Raw genomic sequence first — 21610 nt, 5'->3', positions numbered from 1 at the left:
TTTTTGGAATGGTTTTCAAGCACTTGCTAGATATTACAATATATTGATTTTACAATAATTCGTATTTAATTGGGATCGCAATTTTAAGAACTTCAGACTTCAAAAAGTCAGGCATCTCAGGCAGCTCGTTTAAGTCTTCTATGGTTTCAAGGGCCGACTTATCTAAGATGGCATGGCCGCTACCTTTTTTAATTCGAATATTTGAAAGATTCTTTGGGTATGAGACTTCAAAGTATATATCCACAACACCTTGTTTTTTAAGCATTTTTGCAATTTTAGGATAGCGCTTTCTTGCAAGAATTTCATCTCTGACTCTCTTTAGATATCTTGCCTTTTGCGTTTCTTGTCCACTGTTAACGACCTTTTTTGGATTAGGTGCATTTTCAAGACTATGCTCTTTTGCAACCTTCCTTTTTTTAGAAACAACTTTCTTGGCCTTCTTTACAACTTTCTCTTCTACCTTTTGTTCAAGGCTATTCTTTATTTTAACTATACGCTTAACTTGAATTCTTTGAGATTGATTCTTTGAATAATGAAGATTTGCGCTATCTTCTTTACTTTGAGTAGAAGATGCAAAAAGCAGCAGGCCATGAAGACCTGCTGATATGATTGCTGTATATAAAAAAGTATTTTTGCGCATATGAACTATTATTATCACTAAAATAGTTAAGATTCTCAAATCCTTTATCTATAATGTAGATTTTTCATCACATTTTACGCTGATTTTTAACTTTGCATCTCTCTTAAAACCATTTGTAGGATTCCACCGTGTTCGTAGTAGTCTACTTCTGCTGCAGCATCAATTCTTAAAGTAACAGCAAACTCAACAACACTTCCATCTTCGCGTATCATCTCAACATTTAAGTCTTGTCCTGGCTTTACACCACCGTCGACACCGATGATATTAAAAGTTTCAAGACCTGTTATTTTATGGGACTCAATACTCTCTCCTTCTTTAAATTGAAGAGGAAGAACACCCATACAAACAAGGTTACTACGATGGATACGTTCATAACTCTCAGCTAAAACGGCCTTGATCCCTAGCAGATTAGTTCCTTTGGCCGCCCAGTCTCTTGAACTTCCAGAACCATATGCACTGCCGGCCACAACGATAAGAGGTACGTTTTCATTTTGATATTTAAGTGAAGCATCATAAATACTCATTTGCTTGCGACTAGGAAGATGAGTTGTCCAAGGCCCTTCTGTTCCAGGGGCCATTTGATTTTTAAGCCTAATATTTCCAAAAGTTCCGCGAACCATGACTTCATGATTTCCTCGACGAGAACCAAAACTATTAAAGTCCTTCTGCTTTACACCTTGTTCAATTAGGTATTGTCCTGCAGGTGAATCTTTTCCAATTGAGCCAGCTGGCGAAATATGATCCGTTGTAATCGAGTCTCCTAAAAGACACATGATCTTTGCTCCTTCAATATCTCTAAGAGGGGCAGGATCTTTTGGAAGGTCAACAAAGAAGCTAGGTTCACGCACATAAGTAGAATCTTTATCCCATTCAAAGAGATCACCTTTTGGAGAGGCCATACTCTTCCACTTATCATCCCCTGCAAAGATTCTGCCGTATTCATACTCATATTGCTCAGTTGATACAGAAGAAGAGATTAATTCATGTACTTCTTCAGGTGTTGGCCAAATATCTTTAAGAAAAATATCTTTTCCATTCTCATCTTGTCCAATTGCTTCTTTAGAAAGATCGCATAAGAAAGTACCAGATAAAGCGTATGCCACACAAAGAGGTGGAGAAGCTAAGTAGCTGGCCTTAATTTGACTATGGACTCGCCCTTCAAAATTTCGATTCCCTGATAAAACAGAAACAACGGCCAAATTATTCTCATTAATATCTTTAGATACCTCTTCTGGAAGAGGACCTGAGTTTCCAATACATGTCGTACAACCATAACCAACAAGATTAAAACCAAGTTGCTCTAAATATGGGAGAAGGCCTGACTTCTTCAAATAATTTGTCACAACTCGAGAACCTGGTGCAAGAGAAGTCTTAACCCAAGGCTTTGTCTTTAATCCTGCTTCAACTGCCTTTTTTGCGACAAGGCCTGCGGCCAACATGACAGACGGGTTAGAAGTATTTGTACAACTAGTGATTGCCGCAATTGCAACATCACCGTGCTTAATTGTCTTGCCTTCGTTTTTGTTAACTTTGAAATTATCATCAAATGATTTTCTAGCATCAGAAAGATTCACTCGCTGTTGAGGAAGCTTAGGGCCAGCAAGACTTGGAACAACTTTACTTAAATCGAGATCAAGGATTTCACTAAATTTTGGCTCCACATCACCATCTTCTCTAAATAGTCCCTGCTCTTTTGTGTATTTTTCAACAAGCTCAACCTTCTCTCCACGCCCAGTCATTCTAAGATATTCAAGTGTGACTTGATCCACTGGAAAAAGCGTTGCTGTAGCACCAAACTCTGGCGACATATTAGAAAGTGTAGCGCGATCGGCAATACTTAAACTAGATAGCCCATCACCAAAGAATTCAACAAACTTACCAACAACACCATGAGCTCTTAGTTTTTCAGTAAGAGTTAGAACAAGGTCTGTTGCTGTTGCTCCTGTTGGTAAGCTACCGATTGTTCTAACACCAATAACAATTGGCTTAGGTAAGAACATTGGCTGACCAAGCATTGCTGCTTCAGCTTCGATTCCACCAACACCCCAACCAAGAACACCAAGTCCATTAATCATTGGTGTGTGAGAGTCTGTACCAACAAGAGTGTCTGGTAGTGCCCATCCATTTTTCTTTTGAACAACATGACCAAGGTGTTCAAGGTTAACTTGGTGACAAATCCCCATTCCAGGAGGAACAACTCGAAAATCTTTGAAGGCTTGTTGGGCCCAATTTAAAAGGGCATAGCGTTCTGCATTTCTTTCATATTCTAATTCTAAGTTTTTTTCATATGAATCAGCATGGCCAAAGTTATCAACTTGTACTGAGTGATCAATTACAAGATCAACTCCAACATATGGATTCACGGCCTTTGGATCTCCTCCATTTCTAGCCATTGCACTTCTCATTGCAGCAAGGTCAACGACAGCTGGTACACCAGTGAAGTCTTGCATTAAAACTCTTGCAGGCATAAATGCTAACGAAGAATCCTTATCATTTGGCCATGTAGCAAGTGCCTCAACATCAGAGTCCTTAACATCTTTCCCATCAACTCTTCTTGCAATATTTTCTAAAAGAATTTTTACTGTATGCGGTAGTTTATTTAAATCAACATTGTGCTTCTCACATAGATCCTTAAGACTAATATACTTAAGTTCTTCATCTGCAACTTTAAGTAACTTTGTTACTTCATTCATTAATCACTCCTAATCGTTTAGGTTAATAATTATTTTTCTAATTTCACATTCTCTTTCTTTTCGAATTATTTTAACATAGATAAAGATAATTTTTTTCTTAAGGAGACAAATATGAGCGATGAATTAGCACCACATAACGTAACTGTTGAGGAATTTAAGGGAAATAAGATTTTAAAGATCTACAAAGTTGATGAAGAAGGTAATGAACTTGAGAAATATGGTACTGTTGTTAGTTTTGGCCTAACAAAAGCTAAGTATATTCTTGAGAATATTGATCATATAAAGAAGTTTGTTGAAACTTATTCAAAAGATTAATTTCTTACTTGGTTAAAGCTCTTAATCAAACGATCTTTTTTCATGGCCACTTTTGACTGATATGTTTTAATAAAGTTTTTAGCTTGAGCGTAATTAGTGGCCTTACCAACTTGAATAACACCGGCCATGCCCATGACAAAGTGAAATTTACAATTATAGATATGGATACCTTCTTTTTCAAACTTTACAGTAATTGACTTCCCTTTTTCAGCTTGCCACTTTCTTTCACCATCTGGAGAGAAAATAGATTGAGGCTGGTGAGCAAAACTCTCCATTGGCTTAAAAGTTACAGTATCGCCTTTGTTAATTTGTAAATAACTGGGTTCGAAGAACATTGTCTCCCTCCCCTTCACCTCGTATGCTTTAACGAGATAATTCTTCGAGTAAGTATTTAATTGGAAAAGTAATACTATTGTAAGAATGGATATTTTCATAAGAAGAGAAACCTGACCGAAAATATTCGGTCAGGATTTTTTTAGTTATTTATATTTTAAATCAAAACGGTCAGCTTGCATCACTTTTGTCCAAGCCTTTACGAAGTCTTTTACAAACTTTCGTTTACCATCGTTAGAAGCATAAACTTCTGCAACAGCTCTTAGCTCTGCATGAGAACCAAAGACTAAGTCAACAGGAGTTGCTGTGTATTTAAGTTCGTTTGTCTTACGATCACGACCTTCATAAATTCCAGGCATACTCGACTTAACCCACTTATTATCCATTGTTAGAAGATTTACAAAGAAATCATTTGATAATCTTCCTGGACGTTTCGTGAAAACTCCATGCTTTGAACCGTCAGCATTTGCATCGAGAACTCTCATCCCGCCGACTAGAACTGTCATCTCAGGAACAGTTAGACCAAGCATATTTGCTTTATCGATTAGCATATAGATTGGAGTTCTTCCTGACTCTTCAGTGTAGTAGTTACGGAAAGCATCTGCTTTTGGCTCAAGGAATTTAAAAGATGTAATATCAGTCTGTTCTTGAGTCGCATCCCCTCTTCCTGACTTGAAAGGAACTTTGACTTTTACACCAGCATCACGAGCTGCTTTTTCAATAGCTGCTGCACCACCAAGCACAATAGTGTCTGCCAGAGAAGCTCCATATCTTTTACTAATCTTTTCAAGCTTAGGTAGTGCTTTTTCAAGAAGTTTAGGATTATTTACTTCCCAACTTTTTTGAGGAGCAAGAGCAATTCGTGCACCATTTGCACCACCTCGCATATCTGTAGAGCGGAAAGTTGAAGCTGAGGCCCAAGCAACTTTTACAAGCTCAGATACACTTAACCCCGACTTTAAAGCAGCTTTCTTTATACTATTAGCTGTTGCACTTGAGATCTTCTTTCCTTTTGGAGTTGGATCTTGCCACTGAAATGACATCTTAGGAACTTCCTTACCAATATAGCGAGCCTTTGGCCCCATATCACGGTGAGTAAGTTTGAACCAAGCCTTTGCAAATGCAAACTCAAACTTCTTTGGATCATCTAAGAAGGCCTTTGAAATTTTTGCATAAGCTGGATCTTTCTTAAGTGCGATATCTGTAGTGAACATAATTGGAGCATGACGCTTACCTTTAATATGAGCATCAGGAACCATCTCCGCTGCGCCCTCATCTGTTGGAATCCACTGATGAGCACCTGCTGGTGATTTCGTCAGCTTCCACTCAAATGCCCATAGATTATCGAGATAACCTGTTGTCCACTGAGTTGGAGTTGCATTCCATGCACCTTCAAGACCCGAAGTAATTGTATCTTCAGAGTGTCCTTTTCCACATTTATTCTTCCAACCAATACCTTGGTTTTCAATTGGTGCTCCTGCTGGGTCTGGCCCTAAACAGTCTTGTGGTTTATGGGCACCGTGTGCCTTACCAAAAGTGTGTCCACCGGCGATAAGAGCAACTGTTTCTTCATCATCCATTCCCATTCTTCCAAATGTTTCACGGATATCCTTTGCCGCAAGTAGTGGATCAGGCTTACCATTTGGTCCTTCAGGGTTTACATAGATTAGACCCATTTGAACTGCTGCAAGTGGTTTTTCTAACTTGCGATCACCTTTATATCTCTTGTCTCCAGCAAGCCATTGAGTCTCTGGTCCCCAGTAAACAAGGTCAGCTTCCCAATCATCAGTACGTCCACCGGCGAATCCAATTGTTTTGAATCCCATATCTTCAAGTGAAACGTTACCTGCTAGAACCATTAAATCGGCCCATGAGATTTTATTTCCATATTTCTTTTTAATTGGCCAAAGCAGTCTTCTTGCCTTGTCTAGAGATACGTTATCTGGCCAGCTATTAAGTGGTTCAAAACGTTGTTGACCACCGCCGCCACCTCCGCGGCCATCGTGACTTCTGTATGTACCAACACTGTGCCATGCCATACGAATAAAGAAAGGCCCATAGTGACCGTAATCAGCTGGCCACCAATCTTGTGATGTCGTTAGTGTTTTTCTGATGTCTTTTTTTACTGCAGAAAGATCTAATTTCTTAAACTCTTTTGCATAGTTGAAGTTACTTCCTAAAGGACTAGACTCTGGTGAGTGTTGTCTCAGTGGAGAGAGATCGATTCGGTTTGGCCACCAAAATGAATTTGGTTTTGCTTCACCTTTTGCAAATTGCTGTTGCATCCCGTCCCCTGAGTTTGATGCACAACTCAGAAGTGCGAAAGTGGCAATCAGCAAAGGAAGTTTTCTTTTCATGCTTAAAGCTCCTTTGAAAAATAAAAAACCATAATTTCGTTGAAACTATTATTGCGAATGAGTCTTTTTAAATACATTCTATTTTGTCTATTTAATGATAGATTTTAACTATAAGAAAAGTTAAGTTATTCAATAGATATAAAGATCTTTAATAAATACAGTAACTTAGAACTAGTTCTAAATTACTGTATTTGATTTATTGAGGATTTATTTTCCGCTTTGGCTTTGTAATTTTGCAAGGTTTTTACTCACCTTGTCAGCATCTAGCATCGGATCGACATCGCGATCAAGTGCCACAATTTTTAAATTAGGATCAATAATAAAGGTCCATCTTTTTGACATATTAAAGACGGCCATCTTTGCACCAAACTTCTTCGTTACTTCCCCACTTTCATCAGAAAGTAAATCAAAAGTAAGGGCATGCTCTTCATGAAACTCTGCTTGATCCTTTACCGAATCAACGCTTATACCGTAGACTTCGGCTCCTAGCTTTCGAATAGATTTAATACTATCGCGAAAGGCACAAGCCTGTTTAGTACATCCAGGTGTTCCAGCTTTTGGATAAAAGTAAAGAACTGTCCACTTGCCTTTACGTGAGGCCATAGTAAAGTCTTTCCCTTTATGATTTTTAACTGTGAAGTCAGGAACTTTTTGACCTAGCTCAACATCCTTGGCCTGAGCGCTAAAGAACATAATTAAGGTTAGTAAAGGTATCTGAATAAATCTTTTCATTATAACTCCAGTGTATAAATAATAATTAAACTTTAACCTATAAAACTATATACGCAAAAATAATACAATTGGATCATATTTAAATTATTTCTAATATTCATCTTCCTTCTTCACTCAAACTTGGCAAAACATAAGTTCTTCTTAAGATTTAAGAATGCTATAATCTTCTCTATGATAGGAAGCTTCACTGAAAGACAAATAGAATATCACTCGAAATTTGGAACAATCTATATTTGTGCAAATCCAAATGGAATTTCCTATATGGGCTGGGAAGACCAAGAACTCGACCCTCCACATCTAGATGATGATCAGCGAATTATCAAATATCTCCACGATGCAGAAGGCGAAATTGAAGAGTATCTTGCAGGTAGCCGCAAGAAATTCACGCTGCCAATAACTCTAACAACAGGAACTTCTTTTCAAAAGAAAGTCTGGTCCGAGCTTCTAAATATTCCCTATGGTAAGACTACGACCTATTCAGATATTGCCCAAAAAGTCGGCTCACCTGATGCCGTCCAAGCTGTAGGAAGTGCTAACGGAAAAAATCCACTATGTATCCTGATCCCTTGTCACCGCGTCATAAATAAGTCCGGTGAACTTTCAGGCTATGCTGGAGGAGCTCAAGTGAAAGAGGCCCTCCTCAATCTCGAGGGAGCTTTTGTATAGACGATGCTAGGCTCCAAATGTTAAATTATTTGTCATGACAAATGACAAGAATCAAAAGAAAAACATGCGTCCAAAACAGGACATTCCGACAATTTTATCTCGCGTTGAAAGACCTAAGAAGGCAGTCGTAACTGCAGGTATGCCATACGCAAACGGGCCAGTTCATATTGGTCACTTAGCAGGTGCACACGTTCCAGCTGATATTTATGCAAGGTGGACAAAACTTCTTATCGGTCAAGACAATGTTCTCTTTGTTTGCGGTACTGATGATCATGGATCAACAAGTGAAGTAGCAGCAAAGAAGCTAGGAAAAACAACACAAGAATTTATTGGTGAAGTTCATGCTAAGCAGTCCAAAACAATGGAGCGCTATTCTATTGGACTTGATACATATACAGGAACATCTCGTGAAGAAAATTACGAGGCCCATAAAGAACTATGCCAAGACTTTTTAAGAAAGATGCATGGTAATGGGATGCTTGATAAGAAGACAAGTGAGCAATGGTTTGATCCTGAATTAAATATGTTCCTTCCTGATCGCTACGTTCAAGGTGAATGTCCAAATAGTGAATGTTCAAATACAAAAGCATATAGTGACGAATGTGATGTTTGTGGTAAAAATTATGATCCACATGAGTTAAAGAACCCTGTTTCAACAGTAAGTGATGCAACTCCTGTTCTTAAAGAGACTGATCACTGGTATTTAAATATGTGGAAAGTGACTGACCAACTTATTGAATGGTTAGATACAAAGCAAAAGACATGGAGAAAACCAGTTCTTCAAGAAGTATTTGGAACAGTTTATCCAAGTGTGATCTTTTCAAATAAATCAGAAGCAGATTACAAAGAAATTAAGGGAGATCTTCCAAAGCACAAGAGCCGTTACGCTCCAGGAAAGAAAGTTGTTGTTCAATTTGAAAACCTAGCTGACCTTGAAACAGGTAAGAAACAATTAACTGATAAAGGTATTGAGTGTGAACTTAATGATGCTTGGGCACATAGAGCGATTACTCGTGATGTTTCATGGGGGATCCCTGTTCCAACTGACCTTGATGAAGGGATGGAAGGAAAAACTCTCTACGTTTGGCCAGAGTCTTTAATTGCACCGATTTCTTTTACAAAAGTAGCTCTTAAGAAAAAAGGACTCGATCCGCAAACTTATAAGGATTTTTGGACAGACCCAGAGGCCAATATTTATCAATTCCTTGGAACTGATAATGTTTTCTTCTACGTTCTCATGCAAGGAGCGATGTGGTTTGGTGCTCAAGAAGACCCAATGAGACAAGCGATTAAAGGAGAATTCCAACAAACAGATATCTTCTCTAATTTTCACCTACAAATTAATGGTGAAAAAATGAGTAAGTCGAAAGGAAACTTCTATACTGGTGATCAATTAATTGATGAGATGGGATACTCGGCAGACCAAGTTCGCTACTTCCTTTCAACTCTAAGTCTTTCAGAGAAAGCTTCTAACTTTGATTTTGAAGTTTTCAATGCCAAGAATGCATTCCTTGCAGGTCCAATGAATGCCTCTTTTGAAAAACCAATCTCAGCTTGTCACAAGCAATTTGGTGGCGTGGTTCCTAAGGGTGAGCTTATTGGTAAGACAGAAAAAGAGACTCTTAAGATCGTTCAACAATATACGAAGTTTATGGCAAAGGGAGAATACCCAAAGGCCCTTGGTGCACTAGAGAATTATGCTCGTATTATTAACGGACTATTTAATCAGTATAAACCTCACGATGATCGCTTTGATGAGAAAGAGCGTACTGATGCTCTTTATTCAAGCTTTTATATCCTAAGAAATATTCTTATTATGCTCTCACCATTTGCCCCTGAGACAATGGAGAAATTAAGAAAGTCGCTAAACCTTCCTGAAAGTGTTTATTCGATTGATGAGCTTGCAAAAGAATTCCCTGAAAATCATAAAATTGGGGAACAAGACGTATACTTTCCAGCAGTTGAAACTGAGTAAAGATAAAAGAAAAGGCCTCAAACGAGGCCTTTTTTTAATCAAGATCTTCTAGCTGACCTTTTATTTTATTCTTTAATTGATCAAAATTAATATCTTCAATTTCAACAATCATTCCTTCTTTTCTTCTTTGCGCTTCTACATCATCAAGGTCATCTTCATCAGCAACTCCGATAACTTGTTCTAATGCAATAGACATATCTCTATGAACAAATGGATCTAATTCATCAAGGCCTGCGGCCATTGCAGAAGCAGCAGCTGTTCCAGTCGGCGCACCAAAGAAGAATCCTCCAGCAGCAGCGACACCTCCATCAAGACTAACACCTGTTCCAATATAGTAAGCAGCTGTTGCTTTTGCTCCGATAATTAACCCCAGATAAGCTGAAACAGCTAAAATAGCGACGTCAGCACCGGCAGCATAAAGAGCGTGGCGGCCATTCATATCGGCCATTTTCTTAATGTCACTTCTTGCAAAGGTACGATAATCAGAAAATAGATTTCGACATTTTAGCTCTTCCCTATTTCCATGACATTCTTCAAAGATATAGCGATCGTTTACGATTTCAGTGGCCTTGATATACTTGAAAGCAGTTTCTTCGGCCTTAATAAAAGTCGCAGCATAGTTGATTTGTGAAAGGAGTAGAACTCCTGTTAAAATAGTTTTCTTTAGTTTCGGGGATAGATTTTTCATGACCTAATATTATCAAGATTATGAATAATTATATCCAATCCTGTAACTTCTTTAGGCCATGAAAAATCTTTAAACACCCAATTATCTCATGAAATTCTGGCTACTTAGATAATTTAAAAGATAGTTTCTCACTTGGAATAACAACTTGATTATGCACCAGTATAAGTTTCTGAGACATGGCCATCAACTAGAAAGATTTCTCGTTCGGCCATTTTAGAAAAGCCGCGATCATGGGTTACCAAAGCAATAGTTGTTCCCTTTTGCTCATTAGTTTCTTTTAAAATATTCATTACCACTTCTGCATTAGTAGAATCGAGATTTCCAGTAGGCTCATCTGCAAAGATATAGCGAGGCTCCATGATTAATGCCCTTGCGATTGCAACCCTTTGTTGTTCCCCTCCAGACATTTGACTCGGCAATTTATTTGCGACATAGCCAATATTTAATTGCTCCAAAAGAAACCTCGCTCGTTTTTGATACTCTTTTAATAAGCCTAAATTTCGGGGAGGTAGTAGGATATTTTCTAAAGCAGTCAACTCCGGCAATAGATAGTGAAATTGAAAAATGAAACCAATATGTCGACTTCTAAATTCATGAACAGAATCAACACTCATATGAGTTACATTCTTATTATCAATATAAATATGTCCTGAGGTTGGGTCATCTAGTGAGCTTATAATATATAATAATGTCGATTTTCCACTTCCAGAACGGCCTGCAATTGAAACAAACTCTCCATCTTTAATCTCCATGCTAATATCATGGAGGATGCGTTGTGGAGGTTCACCAAACTCTTTAACAATATTGTCTGCTCGAATCATCACTCTCCCCTAATGATATCAATTGGAGTCATACGGCTTGCGGATAAGGCCGGTAAAAAACTTGCTATCAAAGAAGCGATAAGGGCCGCAAAAAATGAGATAGCATATGTTGATGGTGCATAATCAATTAATAAATGATTATTTCCACCAATATCAATATTAAGTTCAATACTTTCAACTAATCGACTGACAACATAACCTAAAATCATTCCCAAAATTCCACCACTTATTCCTAAGAAGATTCCTTGGTACATGATGAGCTCTAAAATTTTCTTAGGTGCATAGCCGATAGAACGTAATATTGCGATCTCTTTTCTCTTTTGGTTAATCATAATTGTTAGTACGTTATAAACACCAAAAGCAGCAACGATAAGTACTGCTATCGTAATAAAATAGCGAACCATATCCTGCATCATGATCATCTCCATAAACATGGGATTTGCCTCTCGCCAGTCCTCAACTTTATCATGACTTAATAGAGACCATTGATCGGCCAACTCTCCAGACTTATCCATATTAAAGAGGGCCACTGCGACCTCAGAGATACGACCAGGAGTTTTATTTAACTTTTGAACATCTTCTATATGAGCAAAAGCAATGGACTTATCAACATTTTCATCTCCAAATGAAAGAAGCCCTACAACCTTAAACGAACTTCTCTGATCCAGAGATCCTGTAACCACTTCTACAAATTGTCCGACACGTACACCTATTTCTTCAGCGGCCTTTACGCCAAGAATAATCTTATTCCCACCACTGGATAAAGAGGAGAAGTCTCCCTCTCTCATATAATCAGCTATTTTACTTACTCTAATTTGACGTTTTGCCTCAGTCCCAACAAGGGCCAGATTATGAGTAAGGTCTCCTCTTTTAATCATGACCTGGATATTTAATCGCGGGCAATAGTCATAAACTTCAGGATGATTTGAAAGACGATTTGCCCAACCTTGATAATTTTCTAATTTTGCTTCACTTCGTTTTCCATAAGGAGGAGTAATCCAACTCACCGTTTGATTAGCATAAAACCATTCGTCCACAAGTTTACGATCGATAATATCCTCTCTTCCCGAGATGAGAATATGGGCCGTATTATTTAGTAGAGAATTAATAATATATTTGCGAAACCCTAGTTGTATTCCAGAGATTGAAACATAGAGCATGGTTCCAAAACTTATTCCTAATAAAATTAGAAACGTTTGCTTCTTCTTTGAAAAAAGTTGTTTCATCGCAAGAAAGAGCATCACTACCTCTTTATGAAAATAAGATCATCTAAATTGATATCACCCGAGACGACCTCAACCCACATGCCATCACTATTTCCAGTTGTGACATCCACTTTTTCTCGTTTCTTATTTCTCATGCGAAGAACTTTTCCATCGCTTATGGCCTTAACTGGAATGAGGAGTACATCCTTTTTCTTTCCTACTTCAATAACAACATCTGCCGTCATCCCAGGTAGAATGCTCTTTTCAAGGCCCTCAACTTCAATACGTGTTATAAACTCTCCCTCTCTAGGATAGATTGTTTTCACATATCCTTCATACTTAAGCTGAGACTGACTTTCAAAAACAAGTCTTGCTCTTTGTTTTGGTAAAACTCTTAAAGCAGCATCTTGCTCAAGTGATACTTCTATGTATTTTTGATTTAAATTTTTAAGTGTAAGAACTGTAAATTGAGGAAGTACAATTTCTCTCTCTTTATTTGCAACAAGAGTAACTGTTCCATCAAAAGGAGCTTTAAAAAGGACCCGACCTTCAAAGCTTATAAGACGATCCCCCTTCTTTACGCTTTGCCCCTCTTTAACGTAGAGCTTTTCAACTATTGATAACACTCCAATCTTTACGTTAAATTCCTGATCTGACTCCACTCTACCAAGTCCATATATCGCCTCAACCACATCACCCTTTTTAGGAGAAATTAATTCAAAGTTTTTTTTGAAATAAAAGACTCTAGCACCGATGGCCACTGCAATAAGAACGATTATAACTAATGCGATATAAACCTTTTTCAAGACATCCTCCGATTAATATCTAAAAATTTTCGCATATCTCATTATATAAGACCAAAGAAAAGCTAGTGATAAATATCAGTTTAATAAGTCAATAACATATGGCCTAAGATAAAGTTATAGTTTGTTATATTAATTAATTTGTCTTACCTAAAACAATAATTATAAAATGAAGAAAAGCTTACTATTAGGACTCAAGATGGCCGATAATATAAAAACTGCGACTTCTAGCCTTAAAGAAGTCCTTCGAATTATGGACCTATGCCTAGGTTCATTTACGGCCATTTTATCATTTTCAATTTTTATCTATAATCTTACTAATGGTCTCGATCTAATCGGTCCCCTATTCATTTTATTCTTTCTCATTTACAATCTTGTTCTATCTCAAATCAGTATAAGAACGACTAAATCCCAATCAGTAGAAGTCTTTAGGCACTTTACGACACTAACCTTTCTATGTCCTTTAAGTCTTGTTTTGGTAAAAGAGCCCTTTTCACCATTTTGGTTTCTATATTTAATCATGATTGTTTCAAGTAGCTCGATCTTCTTTGAAGTATCACGTGGCCATCTATACAGTATCTACGCGACTATTTATGGCATCCTAAGTTATGTGATTGCTTCACTTATTTTGATTCCTGATAAGCCAGTAACTGAAATAGCTCTTCATGTTTGGGTCATGGGAATGCTAAGTTTTCTTCTTCATCAAATATTAAAACTTGTTGATCGAAGTTATCGCCGAGAACAACATAAGTCCCAGGAACTATTTGAAACCCTGAAAGATCTTGAAGAAGCGCAACAAAGCTTAATCTATAGCTCAAGACTTAATGCAATTGGTGAAATGGCCGGTGGGATTGCCCATGAAATTAACAATCCTCTTACGATTATTTCCGGAAGTGTCTTTAAGCTAAAAAAAGAAATGCAAAGTAATTCTTTAAGTGATGAGGAATTAAAAAAGAATCTTGATCGAATCTCAGATACAGTGAAAAGAATTACTCAAATTGTCACAAGTTTGAGGATTGTCTCAAGAGACTCTTCTAATGGAGAAAAATTAATAGAGGTGGCAATTCGAGATATTCTTCAAGATGCTCTATCAATTTGTAGTGAAAGGTTTAAGGCCCATGGGATTGATTTAAAGCTTAGTCTTGATGATGAAGAATTTGATACTCTCGTAAAGGTTGATCGAGTTCAGCTATCACAAGTATTTCTAAATTTACTAAGTAATTCCTATGATGCCATTGAAGGACAGGAAGATTCATGGATTCGAATAAAAGCTTTTGAAGAAGGAAAAATGTTGGTTATTAAATTAACAGATTCTGGAAAAGGTATCTCACAAGAACATCACGAGAAGATATTTGATCCCTTTTATACAACTAAGGAAGTTGGTAAAGGAACAGGATTGGGACTATCAATATCAAAGAGTATTCTAGAAAAAAACCAAGGAGAATTAACCCTCGATACACACGCTAAAAATACAACCCTAATAGTGAAAGTCCCAAAAGCTTAAAGCCTTGGAAGCGTAACTGCTAGAAACATGAGATAAAAGAGTCTCCGATACTTCCAAGAACAATTTCTCCACTTTCGTCGAGAATATTTCCATATGAATTCCCACCATCGCAATGGTCTTCCATAGAGATAACTATTGTATAGATATTTCCTGTTTGAGTTGCCTCTAATTGCTTAAGAACTAGTGCATCTGCACAATATTCATAATCAAATTCTTTAAATGCTGGATACTTTGAGAACTCTTCTTTTGTTAATTTTGGTAAACTCTCAGAATGAACTTCTATATACTCATCACGATCATAGCTTGAGGCCAGATCCACGTTATTTAACTCAGGACATGCCACAACCTGACCAGCAGCGACACTTGAAACAATCATTAATAATAGAACAACAACACTTTTCGCTTTCAACATTTTCAACCTCGTAATTTTTAATTCGAGGCATTTTTATCCAAGACTAAACAAAATCACAATTATATTAAAAATATGAAAGACATATAATAATTAGATATCACACTCATACATCAATGGCCCTTCTTGGCCAAGAGTTGTCGAAGCTGGCCCACGGGAGGTTGTAACCTCATCGGCATCATCATATTGCATGAATGATCCAATAAAGGCAGTGAACAATATTAACAAGAATAATGGTGTCGCAAATTTCATATTAAGCATAATTACTTTATCGACACAATTGGTTGAGTTCTTTAGTCCAGATTCACTAAGTGCCCGTCTTTACTAGGAGATTGGGTAATTTCCCAGCGATTTTTGTCCGGATCAATGAGTAGGAAACTCTTTTCTCCCCAAGGATGATCCTTTGGCTCTCCACTCACTTCAAAGCTAAACTCAGACTTTAAGTTCATAAGCTGCTCATAGAATTGGTCCACATTTTCAACCGTAACTCCGTAAGAGACTTGAGCAGGATTATCAATGAGTTCAAAATAGTCTTTGGCCTTGCCCACTGGCCTAAAAAAGGCCACGCGACTCTTGTCTGGTAGAACAAAGTCAGCGAAGTCTTCATTTGCAAAATGGGCCTCAACTTCGAAGACGGCCGTAAAAAACCTTGAAATATTAATAACATCTGATGATGTTATCACTAAGTGAGAAAGTGCTTTTATCATAATCGATCCTATTTTATTTAATGCTATTACATTTTTATTGACTTAGATAGGTTTCCAGCATAAATCTTCTTATCAGTTTTCTGATCCAGTTTTAGTGGCCATCCTTCCTGCCACTTTTTTCGGTGCCTTTTTTGATAAAGCGCCTTGTGAGAACATTTAAAATGAAAGAGCTTGATAGGCTTGTCGATTCTCTAGCAAAGAATCGATACTATGTGAGTGATACACTCATTAATAACGAACTAGTGCGTGCTTTAAAAGATGAAGCACTTAGTCGTTTTGAAGTTGGTGAATTTGATCAAGCAAGAGTTGGCAGACAACTCACAAAACGACTCGATCAGCATATCCGAAGAGATAAAATCTCATGGATCTCTTCTGATACAAATGAGCAGACTAATGCCTTGAAAGAATATTTTAGCTTTCTTAACCAATTAAAAGATTATTTAAACCCTCTCTTCTATCTCGGGATTAGAAATTATGAGGGCCACTTTGCCTTCTACGATACTGGTGCCTTCTATAAGAAGCATGTTGATCAGCATCGAGGAAGAGGTTTGAGGCGTCTAAGTGTTATTCTCTATCTAAATGATATGAATGATGGAGATGGTGGAGAGGTTGTTCTCTATGATTTTAATCATCACGAAAATGTTCTTGATACAATTCGGCCAAAAGAAGGTCGACTTTTAATTTTTATCTCTGAAGACTTACCCCATGAAGTTCTGACTGCTCATATGCCAAGACTTTCTCTAACGGGGTGGATGAGAGCATAGAAAGATCAAGAAATTTTAAACCTTATTAATATTAATATGAAATAAAGATTTCATAATAAGAATTATTTCAAAGGAGCCTAAAATGAAAACTAATGAAGGAAATGCAGATCGCATTCTTCGCATCGTAGCTGGTTTAGTCTTATTATCGCTAGTTTTTGTGGGTCCCAAGAGTAACTGGGGCTATATTGGTCTAATTCCTCTCATAACAGGGGTTTTAGGAGTATGCCCAGCTTATAAAATCCTTGGTCTCTCTACTAGAAAGGCCCATCCCACAAAGTAGATATGTGTTATACTCTATTATAGAGTGAGGACATATCTGTGAACGAAAGAGAATTAATCAAATCAGAGCTAGGCTTTGATCAAGTATCCTTATACATTGATGATCGTAGTTATTACTTCTTTTTTATGAAGCATAAGAAAGAGAACTACATGGTTCTTTTAAAAAATGAAATTGAAAAAAAATCACATGAAATGCTTAGAAATTTTTCCAGTGATTTTCCTGAACTGCCAACCTTTCTAAAAGAAACGCAATCTCTAATGCTCTTTGATATTCCAAACGGAAAATTAACAAGACTTGTTGAAGAAAAAATCGATAAGGAAATTTCGGGCCAGGCAAAAAAACTACAACAACGTCTTAATGAATTTGTTCTTCAATATGGCTACTACTGGAACTGGGAATTAAATTACTTTTTTGTAACGAATAATCAACTTATGTATATTGACTTAGAAACTTTAGAGATTGGCACAAAAAGTCGAATACTTGATATGCCAATCTATAGTGAACTAAGTCTTGAACAAAGAGTTAGACTCAAAATTAAAAGAGAGAATAAACAACTAAGTAATCACGCCCGCTTTACCAAGTGGCTTAAATAACAGCTTCTCAGTCCTAATTCCTATCCCTTAATTCCACAGCGTGAAAATGCTTCTGGTAGAGAAAGTAAATTTAAGCCTATCTCTTCATCCATTTTTCTTTCAATTCTTTGTGTTATTGGAAAGAAATAAATTTCAGTAGTAACTGCAACCTTTGCTCTAAATAAATGGCCACCTTTACAAGAGAAGTCTTCATCACCTAATACTGTGTGAATATGAAAGAATGGCCTTCCATCAAGATATGATAAGTTTCCATCCAAACTTAATAATTCGAAATCTCCATTGAATTCTTTTCTGTCGTACGTTTTTGTCTCAAGGTGATAAAAACCTAACTCAACTTCTTTTAATGCCCCAATACCTTTGAGCATTCCCGCTGACAGCTCTTCGGCCACTGCAAACTCTTCGAGAGCAGAAAATAAATCTTCGTCTTTATATAAACGAATTAAATAACATTCCTCTTGCTTGATATATTTCATGTTAAACTCCTGAATTTACACAAATTATACAATGAGAAGAGCCTCCAGTCCCCCCGCACTGCACCCTGAAAATCTTCTAGCCTTGATGGACGCTAGCATTAAGCAATGCTAAACATAATACATGTATAAGATGCGTAAAATTCTCTTATTTTTCACAATTATTTCAGGACAAATAATTTTTGCATCAGAATGTTTTAGTGAGCACTTAAAAGAAGCTATTGAACAAAATCGCCAGCGTAGAGGCCTCTATGCATCAATATCAAATAATAAAAGTAAGTCCATTTCAAATAAATTAATATTTGCTGAAAAAATCGCCCACTTTTATTCAAAAGGCCTAAATAAGAAACTTAGGTCCTATCGTGAAGCAGGTATTCCAATTCTCTGTCTTGATTTCATTGAAATGAGTAAGTCACCGACCTATCTAGGTAAACAAGCTCCTCCAACTCTTATGTACAATGAAATAGATAGCATAGGAGCTAAAGACCTTAAAAAGAATCTAAAAGAGATGCTAAGTGAAGACAGATTTCACCATATTACTGACTTTATCGAAGAAGAACTCTCAAATGAGATCAAATATGGGCCATATAATTGCCTCTTTAAACACGTCCTTGAATCTCTTGGGCGTACATCATATCTAACTCCTTACTATATAGAACATGCCAAGAGCCTTGGCCTTAAGTCACCTCAAAAGCTTCTAAAGAATTATCTTAAGATGAATATCTCAGCATTAAGCTTTGCAAGATATCTCGACAAAAAGGCTAGCTCTCTTCAAGAAAAAGGAATTGGTATTTTATGTAGAGATGTTCCTCATATTCCGTTAAGATTAGACTATGAGATGGAACTTTCTAAATACTAAAATTGGTGTGGCCTTTGGCGGTGGAGCTGCTAAAGGAATTGCCCACATCGGTGTACTTAAAGCTTTTGAAGAAAAAAATATCAAGATATCGTACGTATCTGGTACAAGTGTTGGCGCAATTGTCGCTTCCTACTATGCGTTTGGAAAGAATTATGAAGACTTCCAAGAGCTTGCAAAGAAACTAAATTATAAAGATTCAATAAGCTGGACTATTCCAAAGAAAGGCTTCTTTAGTACAAAGTCAATCAGGGAAATGATCATCAAGGACCTGGGAGATGTAAATATTGAAGATGCACAGATCCCTCTTGCAATTTGTACAACTGATATTTCAACAGGAGAGCAAGTCATCTTTCACAGAGGAAATTTAGCAGATGCAATTTGTGCTTCAGTATGTGTGCCAGGGGCCTTCATTCCTCAAGTAATAGAAGGAAGAACCCTCGTCGATGGAGGAATCACGGAGAATGTTCCCGTCTCACCTCTTTATAAAATGGGTGCTGGAATTATCGTTGCGGTTGATTTAAATGGTGTACAAAAATACCAAGAACCAGATGATACATTTGCCATAATTAGCAATGCTATGGATATTGCAATTGACTTAAGAACAAGAGAACAAATTCAAGATGCAGATATCATCCTATCCCTGGATCTTAGTAAGTATAATCGTCTTAATAACTCAAAGTGTATTGAAGAGCTCATAAACGAAGGCTATAGGCCAATGATCGACTCACTTTCAAGTCTTTCATGGTATCGCAATGCTAATTATCTCGAGTTTCTCAAAAAGCTGATCATTGAGTTTCTACCGTTTAGGATACCGCGCGTTATTTCTAATATTTATAAAAAGAAACTTTCTCAAATTTTTATTAAATAATTAAATTATGAGAATGATTTTTTATTTTTCATAATTTTATCGTTATCATTAAGATATAAATTAAAATGGAGTTTAATTTGTTTAATCACGAAAAAATGATTTCACTTCTAACAGAGAAGCTTTCTCTTTGGTATGAAGCCGTTATCAAAAACATTCCCAATCTTGTTGTTGCCTTTGTCGTTCTTATTTTCTTCTTCTATCTAGGGGGAGTGATTCGAAAGGGAGTTAATAAAGTACTTCCAAAAATTTCTTATAAGAGATCTGTAAATAACTTAGTAAGTTCAATTGTAAATATCGTTGTCATTTTAATTGGTGTCTTTACAGCTCTTGAAATAATGGGGCTTGAAAAGACTGTTACTTCAATTCTTGCCGGTGCTGGGGTTATTGGTATTGCTCTAGGTTTTGCCTTTCAAGAAATTGCTGCAAACTTCGTAGCAGGTCTTCTTATCGCTTACCGCGAACCTTACCAATTAGGAGATATCATTGAAATCGATACTATTATCGGACAAGTTACAAATATAGAATTTAGAATTACAAGTGTAACAACTTTCCAGGGCCTTGAGGTCTTTATTCCTAATAAGGATATGTTCACTAAGCCTTTTATCAATTACACAAGTACACCAAGAAGACGAGTAGATCTAGCTGTTGGTGTTTCATATCGCGATGATTTAGATAAGGTTGAGCGAGTTACAAAAGATGCCCTATCTTCAATCAATGGCCGTATTGATGATATTCCGGTTGAAGTCTTCTTTGAAGAATTTGGCGATAGTTCAATTAATTTAAGTGCTAGAGTTTGGGTTCACTACAATAATGGAAATGCATATTTTCAGGCACGTCATGAAGCTGTAAAAACTATTAAGAAATTTTATGATGAAAATGGAATTACCATCCCATTTCCTATTAGAACACTTGAGTTTGGAAATTCTTTGGACGTTAATAAAGGCTAATTACACATCTGTTGCCAGCCTTTAACTTCGGCCAGAACTTTCTTATGATCTTCACGGCATCCCTCTATTGGTACGTATGAGTAATAGAGGGAGCCATTACTAATTTTCTCCATTACATCACGACCTTCACCTGGAACAAAGGCAGGACATCCAAAGCTTCGCCCCATAACCTTTCCTCGATTATAATAAGCTTCATGCATAACAACACCTTGTGACATGGCCTTATCATTTACTCCATCAACGAGCCCTTCCATTCTCATGCCATTATAGTTTCGCCCATTCACACTAAAAGTTGGCCAACCTCTTTGACCCTTAACCCTTTCGTCATGAGAAGCAGACATATAGAAGTTTGCAGTTTTAAAGAAGCCTGGACGTGTCATTGCCCATTGGTCATGCTTTTGTCTTGTTCGCGAATTTTGAGGGATACGACAACGTCTCATCATCCCATTATGATTAGAAGACTTTATGACTTTTCCATCTTTAATTGTAGCGTCACTATACTTCACGCCACCAAGTGAGCCACTACCATGAGAAACTTTCTTATATTCCACCTCTCCTGTTTTCATATTCAACAGAAAGAAGCGCTTTTGAGTAGAGCTTTGTGAATAGTCTGCAATTGAAATATAATTCTTATTTTTAAAAGTATTTTTATGATCTCGATAATAAAGTAGAGCCTGCTTTAGTGCATCTTCAGGAACACCTTGGTCTCTAAAGTCCTCAAAGAAATTACATTCTTCTCCACGATAAATATTATCTGTGACTTCAAAAACATCATCAATTGCATCAAGAATAATTTGAATCTCTGGTAAGACATCTTTTGGGGCACATTCAGTGCTAATTTCTGGATCTGACTCGTAAGAAGTTGGAATAACCTCTTCTGCAAGTATCGATAATTGCATGAATAACAATGAAAATAAGAATAACCTCACATCTCCCCCTAGATTCCTTATCGGAGGAAATGATCGAAACTTAATAAAGAAT

At 37.0% G+C, this 21610-nt stretch carries 24 protein-coding genes; 10 read left to right on the top strand and 14 right to left on the bottom strand.

Features of this window, described 5'->3' with window-relative positions; all coding sequences use genetic code 11:
• Positions 1-49: 49 nt before the first annotated feature.
• The gene (locus ACMAZI_RS11750) at positions 50-640 is read right to left on the bottom strand and encodes an energy transducer TonB (RefSeq protein WP_412474135.1); all 591 of its coding nucleotides are present in this window, start codon (positions 638-640) and stop codon (positions 50-52) included.
• An 86-nt stretch (positions 641-726) separates the two neighbouring features.
• Positions 727-3333, bottom strand: coding sequence for an aconitate hydratase AcnA (acnA, locus tag ACMAZI_RS11745; protein ID WP_115361592.1), 2607 nt, complete (start codon positions 3331-3333; stop codon positions 727-729).
• 111 nt (positions 3334-3444) lie between these two features.
• Between acnA and ACMAZI_RS11740 the strand changes: the two genes are divergently transcribed.
• The gene (locus ACMAZI_RS11740) at positions 3445-3648 is read left to right on the top strand and encodes a hypothetical protein (protein WP_115361594.1); all 204 of its coding nucleotides are present in this window, start codon (positions 3445-3447) and stop codon (positions 3646-3648) included.
• Here ACMAZI_RS11740 and ACMAZI_RS11735 read toward each other — a convergent pair.
• From ACMAZI_RS11735 to ACMAZI_RS11725, 3 genes are all read right to left on the bottom strand, one after another.
• Positions 3645-3983, bottom strand: coding sequence for a plastocyanin/azurin family copper-binding protein (locus ACMAZI_RS11735; protein WP_412474134.1), 339 nt, complete (start codon positions 3981-3983; stop codon positions 3645-3647). The genes ACMAZI_RS11740 and ACMAZI_RS11735 overlap by 4 nt on opposite strands.
• Positions 3984-4127: 144 nt before the next feature.
• Entirely contained in the window at positions 4128-6266 is a 2139-nt protein-coding gene (gene katG, locus ACMAZI_RS11730; protein ID WP_199506648.1) for a catalase/peroxidase HPI, read from the bottom strand.
• A gap of 279 nt (positions 6267-6545) precedes the next feature.
• Positions 6546-7070, bottom strand: coding sequence for a peroxiredoxin (locus ACMAZI_RS11725; RefSeq protein WP_115361600.1), 525 nt, complete (start codon positions 7068-7070; stop codon positions 6546-6548).
• Positions 7071-7241: 171 nt separating this feature from the next.
• Here ACMAZI_RS11725 and ACMAZI_RS11720 point away from each other — a divergent pair, with 171 nt between their 5' ends.
• Entirely contained in the window at positions 7242-7736 is a 495-nt protein-coding gene (locus tag ACMAZI_RS11720; RefSeq protein WP_412474133.1) for a methylated-DNA--[protein]-cysteine S-methyltransferase, read from the top strand.
• Between the two features lie 34 nt (positions 7737-7770).
• Positions 7771-9711, top strand: coding sequence for a methionine--tRNA ligase (locus ACMAZI_RS11715; RefSeq protein WP_412474132.1), 1941 nt, complete (start codon positions 7771-7773; stop codon positions 9709-9711).
• Between the two features lie 34 nt (positions 9712-9745).
• Here ACMAZI_RS11715 and ACMAZI_RS11710 read toward each other — a convergent pair whose 3' ends face one another.
• From ACMAZI_RS11710 to ACMAZI_RS11695, 4 genes are all read right to left on the bottom strand, one after another.
• Positions 9746-10399 (bottom strand): hypothetical protein, encoded by a 654-nt coding sequence (locus tag ACMAZI_RS11710; protein ID WP_412474131.1) that lies wholly within the window; start codon positions 10397-10399, stop codon positions 9746-9748.
• 149 nt (positions 10400-10548) lie between these two features.
• Positions 10549-11220, bottom strand: a complete 672-nt coding sequence (locus ACMAZI_RS11705; protein WP_115361608.1) for an ABC transporter ATP-binding protein — start codon at positions 11218-11220, stop codon at positions 10549-10551.
• Positions 11220-12446: an ABC transporter permease gene (locus ACMAZI_RS11700; protein WP_412475127.1), complete on the bottom strand. Its 1227-nt coding sequence runs from the start codon at positions 12444-12446 to the stop codon at positions 11220-11222. The genes ACMAZI_RS11705 and ACMAZI_RS11700 overlap by 1 nt, the downstream gene beginning before the upstream one ends.
• Before the next feature lie 17 nt (positions 12447-12463).
• Entirely contained in the window at positions 12464-13231 is a 768-nt protein-coding gene (locus ACMAZI_RS11695; RefSeq protein ID WP_412474130.1) for an efflux RND transporter periplasmic adaptor subunit, read from the bottom strand.
• Positions 13232-13397: 166 nt separating this feature from the next.
• On the opposite strand from ACMAZI_RS11695, the gene ACMAZI_RS11690 reads away from it, so the two are divergent.
• A complete protein-coding gene (locus ACMAZI_RS11690; RefSeq protein ID WP_120404216.1) occupies positions 13398-14732 on the top strand; it encodes a sensor histidine kinase in 1335 nt (444 codons plus the stop codon).
• 19 nt (positions 14733-14751) lie between these two features.
• Here the strand turns inward: ACMAZI_RS11690 and ACMAZI_RS11685 are convergent, their stop codons facing one another.
• From ACMAZI_RS11685 to ACMAZI_RS11675, 3 genes are all read right to left on the bottom strand, one after another.
• Positions 14752-15144: a hypothetical protein gene (locus ACMAZI_RS11685; RefSeq protein ID WP_115361617.1), complete on the bottom strand. Its 393-nt coding sequence runs from the start codon at positions 15142-15144 to the stop codon at positions 14752-14754.
• A gap of 90 nt (positions 15145-15234) precedes the next feature.
• Positions 15235-15402: a hypothetical protein gene (locus ACMAZI_RS11680; protein ID WP_162929507.1), complete on the bottom strand. Its 168-nt coding sequence runs from the start codon at positions 15400-15402 to the stop codon at positions 15235-15237.
• Positions 15403-15434: 32 nt separating this feature from the next.
• Positions 15435-15848, bottom strand: a complete 414-nt coding sequence (locus ACMAZI_RS11675; RefSeq protein ID WP_115361619.1) for a VOC family protein — start codon at positions 15846-15848, stop codon at positions 15435-15437.
• Positions 15849-15994: 146 nt separating this feature from the next.
• Between ACMAZI_RS11675 and ACMAZI_RS11670 the strand changes: the two genes are divergently transcribed.
• From ACMAZI_RS11670 to ACMAZI_RS11660, 3 genes are all read left to right on the top strand, one after another.
• Positions 15995-16612, top strand: a complete 618-nt coding sequence (locus ACMAZI_RS11670) for a 2OG-Fe(II) oxygenase (protein ID WP_115361621.1) — start codon at positions 15995-15997, stop codon at positions 16610-16612.
• A gap of 82 nt (positions 16613-16694) precedes the next feature.
• Positions 16695-16892: a DUF2892 domain-containing protein gene (locus tag ACMAZI_RS11665; RefSeq protein WP_120404215.1), complete on the top strand. Its 198-nt coding sequence runs from the start codon at positions 16695-16697 to the stop codon at positions 16890-16892.
• A gap of 38 nt (positions 16893-16930) precedes the next feature.
• A complete protein-coding gene (locus ACMAZI_RS11660) occupies positions 16931-17485 on the top strand; it encodes a hypothetical protein (RefSeq protein ID WP_115361625.1) in 555 nt (184 codons plus the stop codon).
• Between the two features lie 20 nt (positions 17486-17505).
• Here the strand turns inward: ACMAZI_RS11660 and ACMAZI_RS11655 are convergent, their stop codons facing one another.
• Positions 17506-17958: a PPC domain-containing DNA-binding protein gene (locus ACMAZI_RS11655; RefSeq protein WP_115361627.1), complete on the bottom strand. Its 453-nt coding sequence runs from the start codon at positions 17956-17958 to the stop codon at positions 17506-17508.
• Positions 17959-18079: 121 nt separating this feature from the next.
• Between ACMAZI_RS11655 and ACMAZI_RS11650 the strand changes: the two genes are divergently transcribed.
• The 3 genes from ACMAZI_RS11650 to ACMAZI_RS11640 all read left to right on the top strand — a co-directional run bounded on the left by ACMAZI_RS11650 (position 18080) and on the right by ACMAZI_RS11640 (position 20629).
• Positions 18080-18814 carry a hypothetical protein gene (locus tag ACMAZI_RS11650; protein WP_120404214.1) on the top strand — a complete coding sequence of 245 codons (735 nt, stop codon included), beginning with the start codon at positions 18080-18082 and terminating at the stop codon, positions 18812-18814.
• Positions 18789-19682 carry a patatin-like phospholipase family protein gene (locus ACMAZI_RS11645; protein WP_120404213.1) on the top strand — a complete coding sequence of 298 codons (894 nt, stop codon included), beginning with the start codon at positions 18789-18791 and terminating at the stop codon, positions 19680-19682. The genes ACMAZI_RS11650 and ACMAZI_RS11645 overlap by 26 nt, the downstream gene beginning before the upstream one ends.
• Positions 19683-19759: 77 nt before the next feature.
• The gene (locus tag ACMAZI_RS11640) at positions 19760-20629 is read left to right on the top strand and encodes a mechanosensitive ion channel family protein (protein WP_412474129.1); all 870 of its coding nucleotides are present in this window, start codon (positions 19760-19762) and stop codon (positions 20627-20629) included.
• On the opposite strand, the gene ACMAZI_RS11635 is transcribed toward ACMAZI_RS11640, so the two are convergent.
• Positions 20626-21558, bottom strand: a complete 933-nt coding sequence (locus tag ACMAZI_RS11635; RefSeq protein ID WP_412474128.1) for a murein L,D-transpeptidase catalytic domain-containing protein — start codon at positions 21556-21558, stop codon at positions 20626-20628. The genes ACMAZI_RS11640 and ACMAZI_RS11635 overlap by 4 nt on opposite strands.
• Between the last annotated feature and the right edge of the window lie 52 nt (positions 21559-21610).

Source organism: Halobacteriovorax sp. YZS-3-1 (genome assembly GCF_047084945.1).
In the GTDB taxonomy this organism is placed as follows: Bacteria; Bdellovibrionota; Bacteriovoracia; order Bacteriovoracales; family Bacteriovoracaceae; genus Halobacteriovorax_A; species Halobacteriovorax_A vibrionivorans.
The sequence above is the reverse complement of the archived record's forward strand: the minus strand, read 5'-3'. Positions and strand labels throughout refer to the sequence as shown.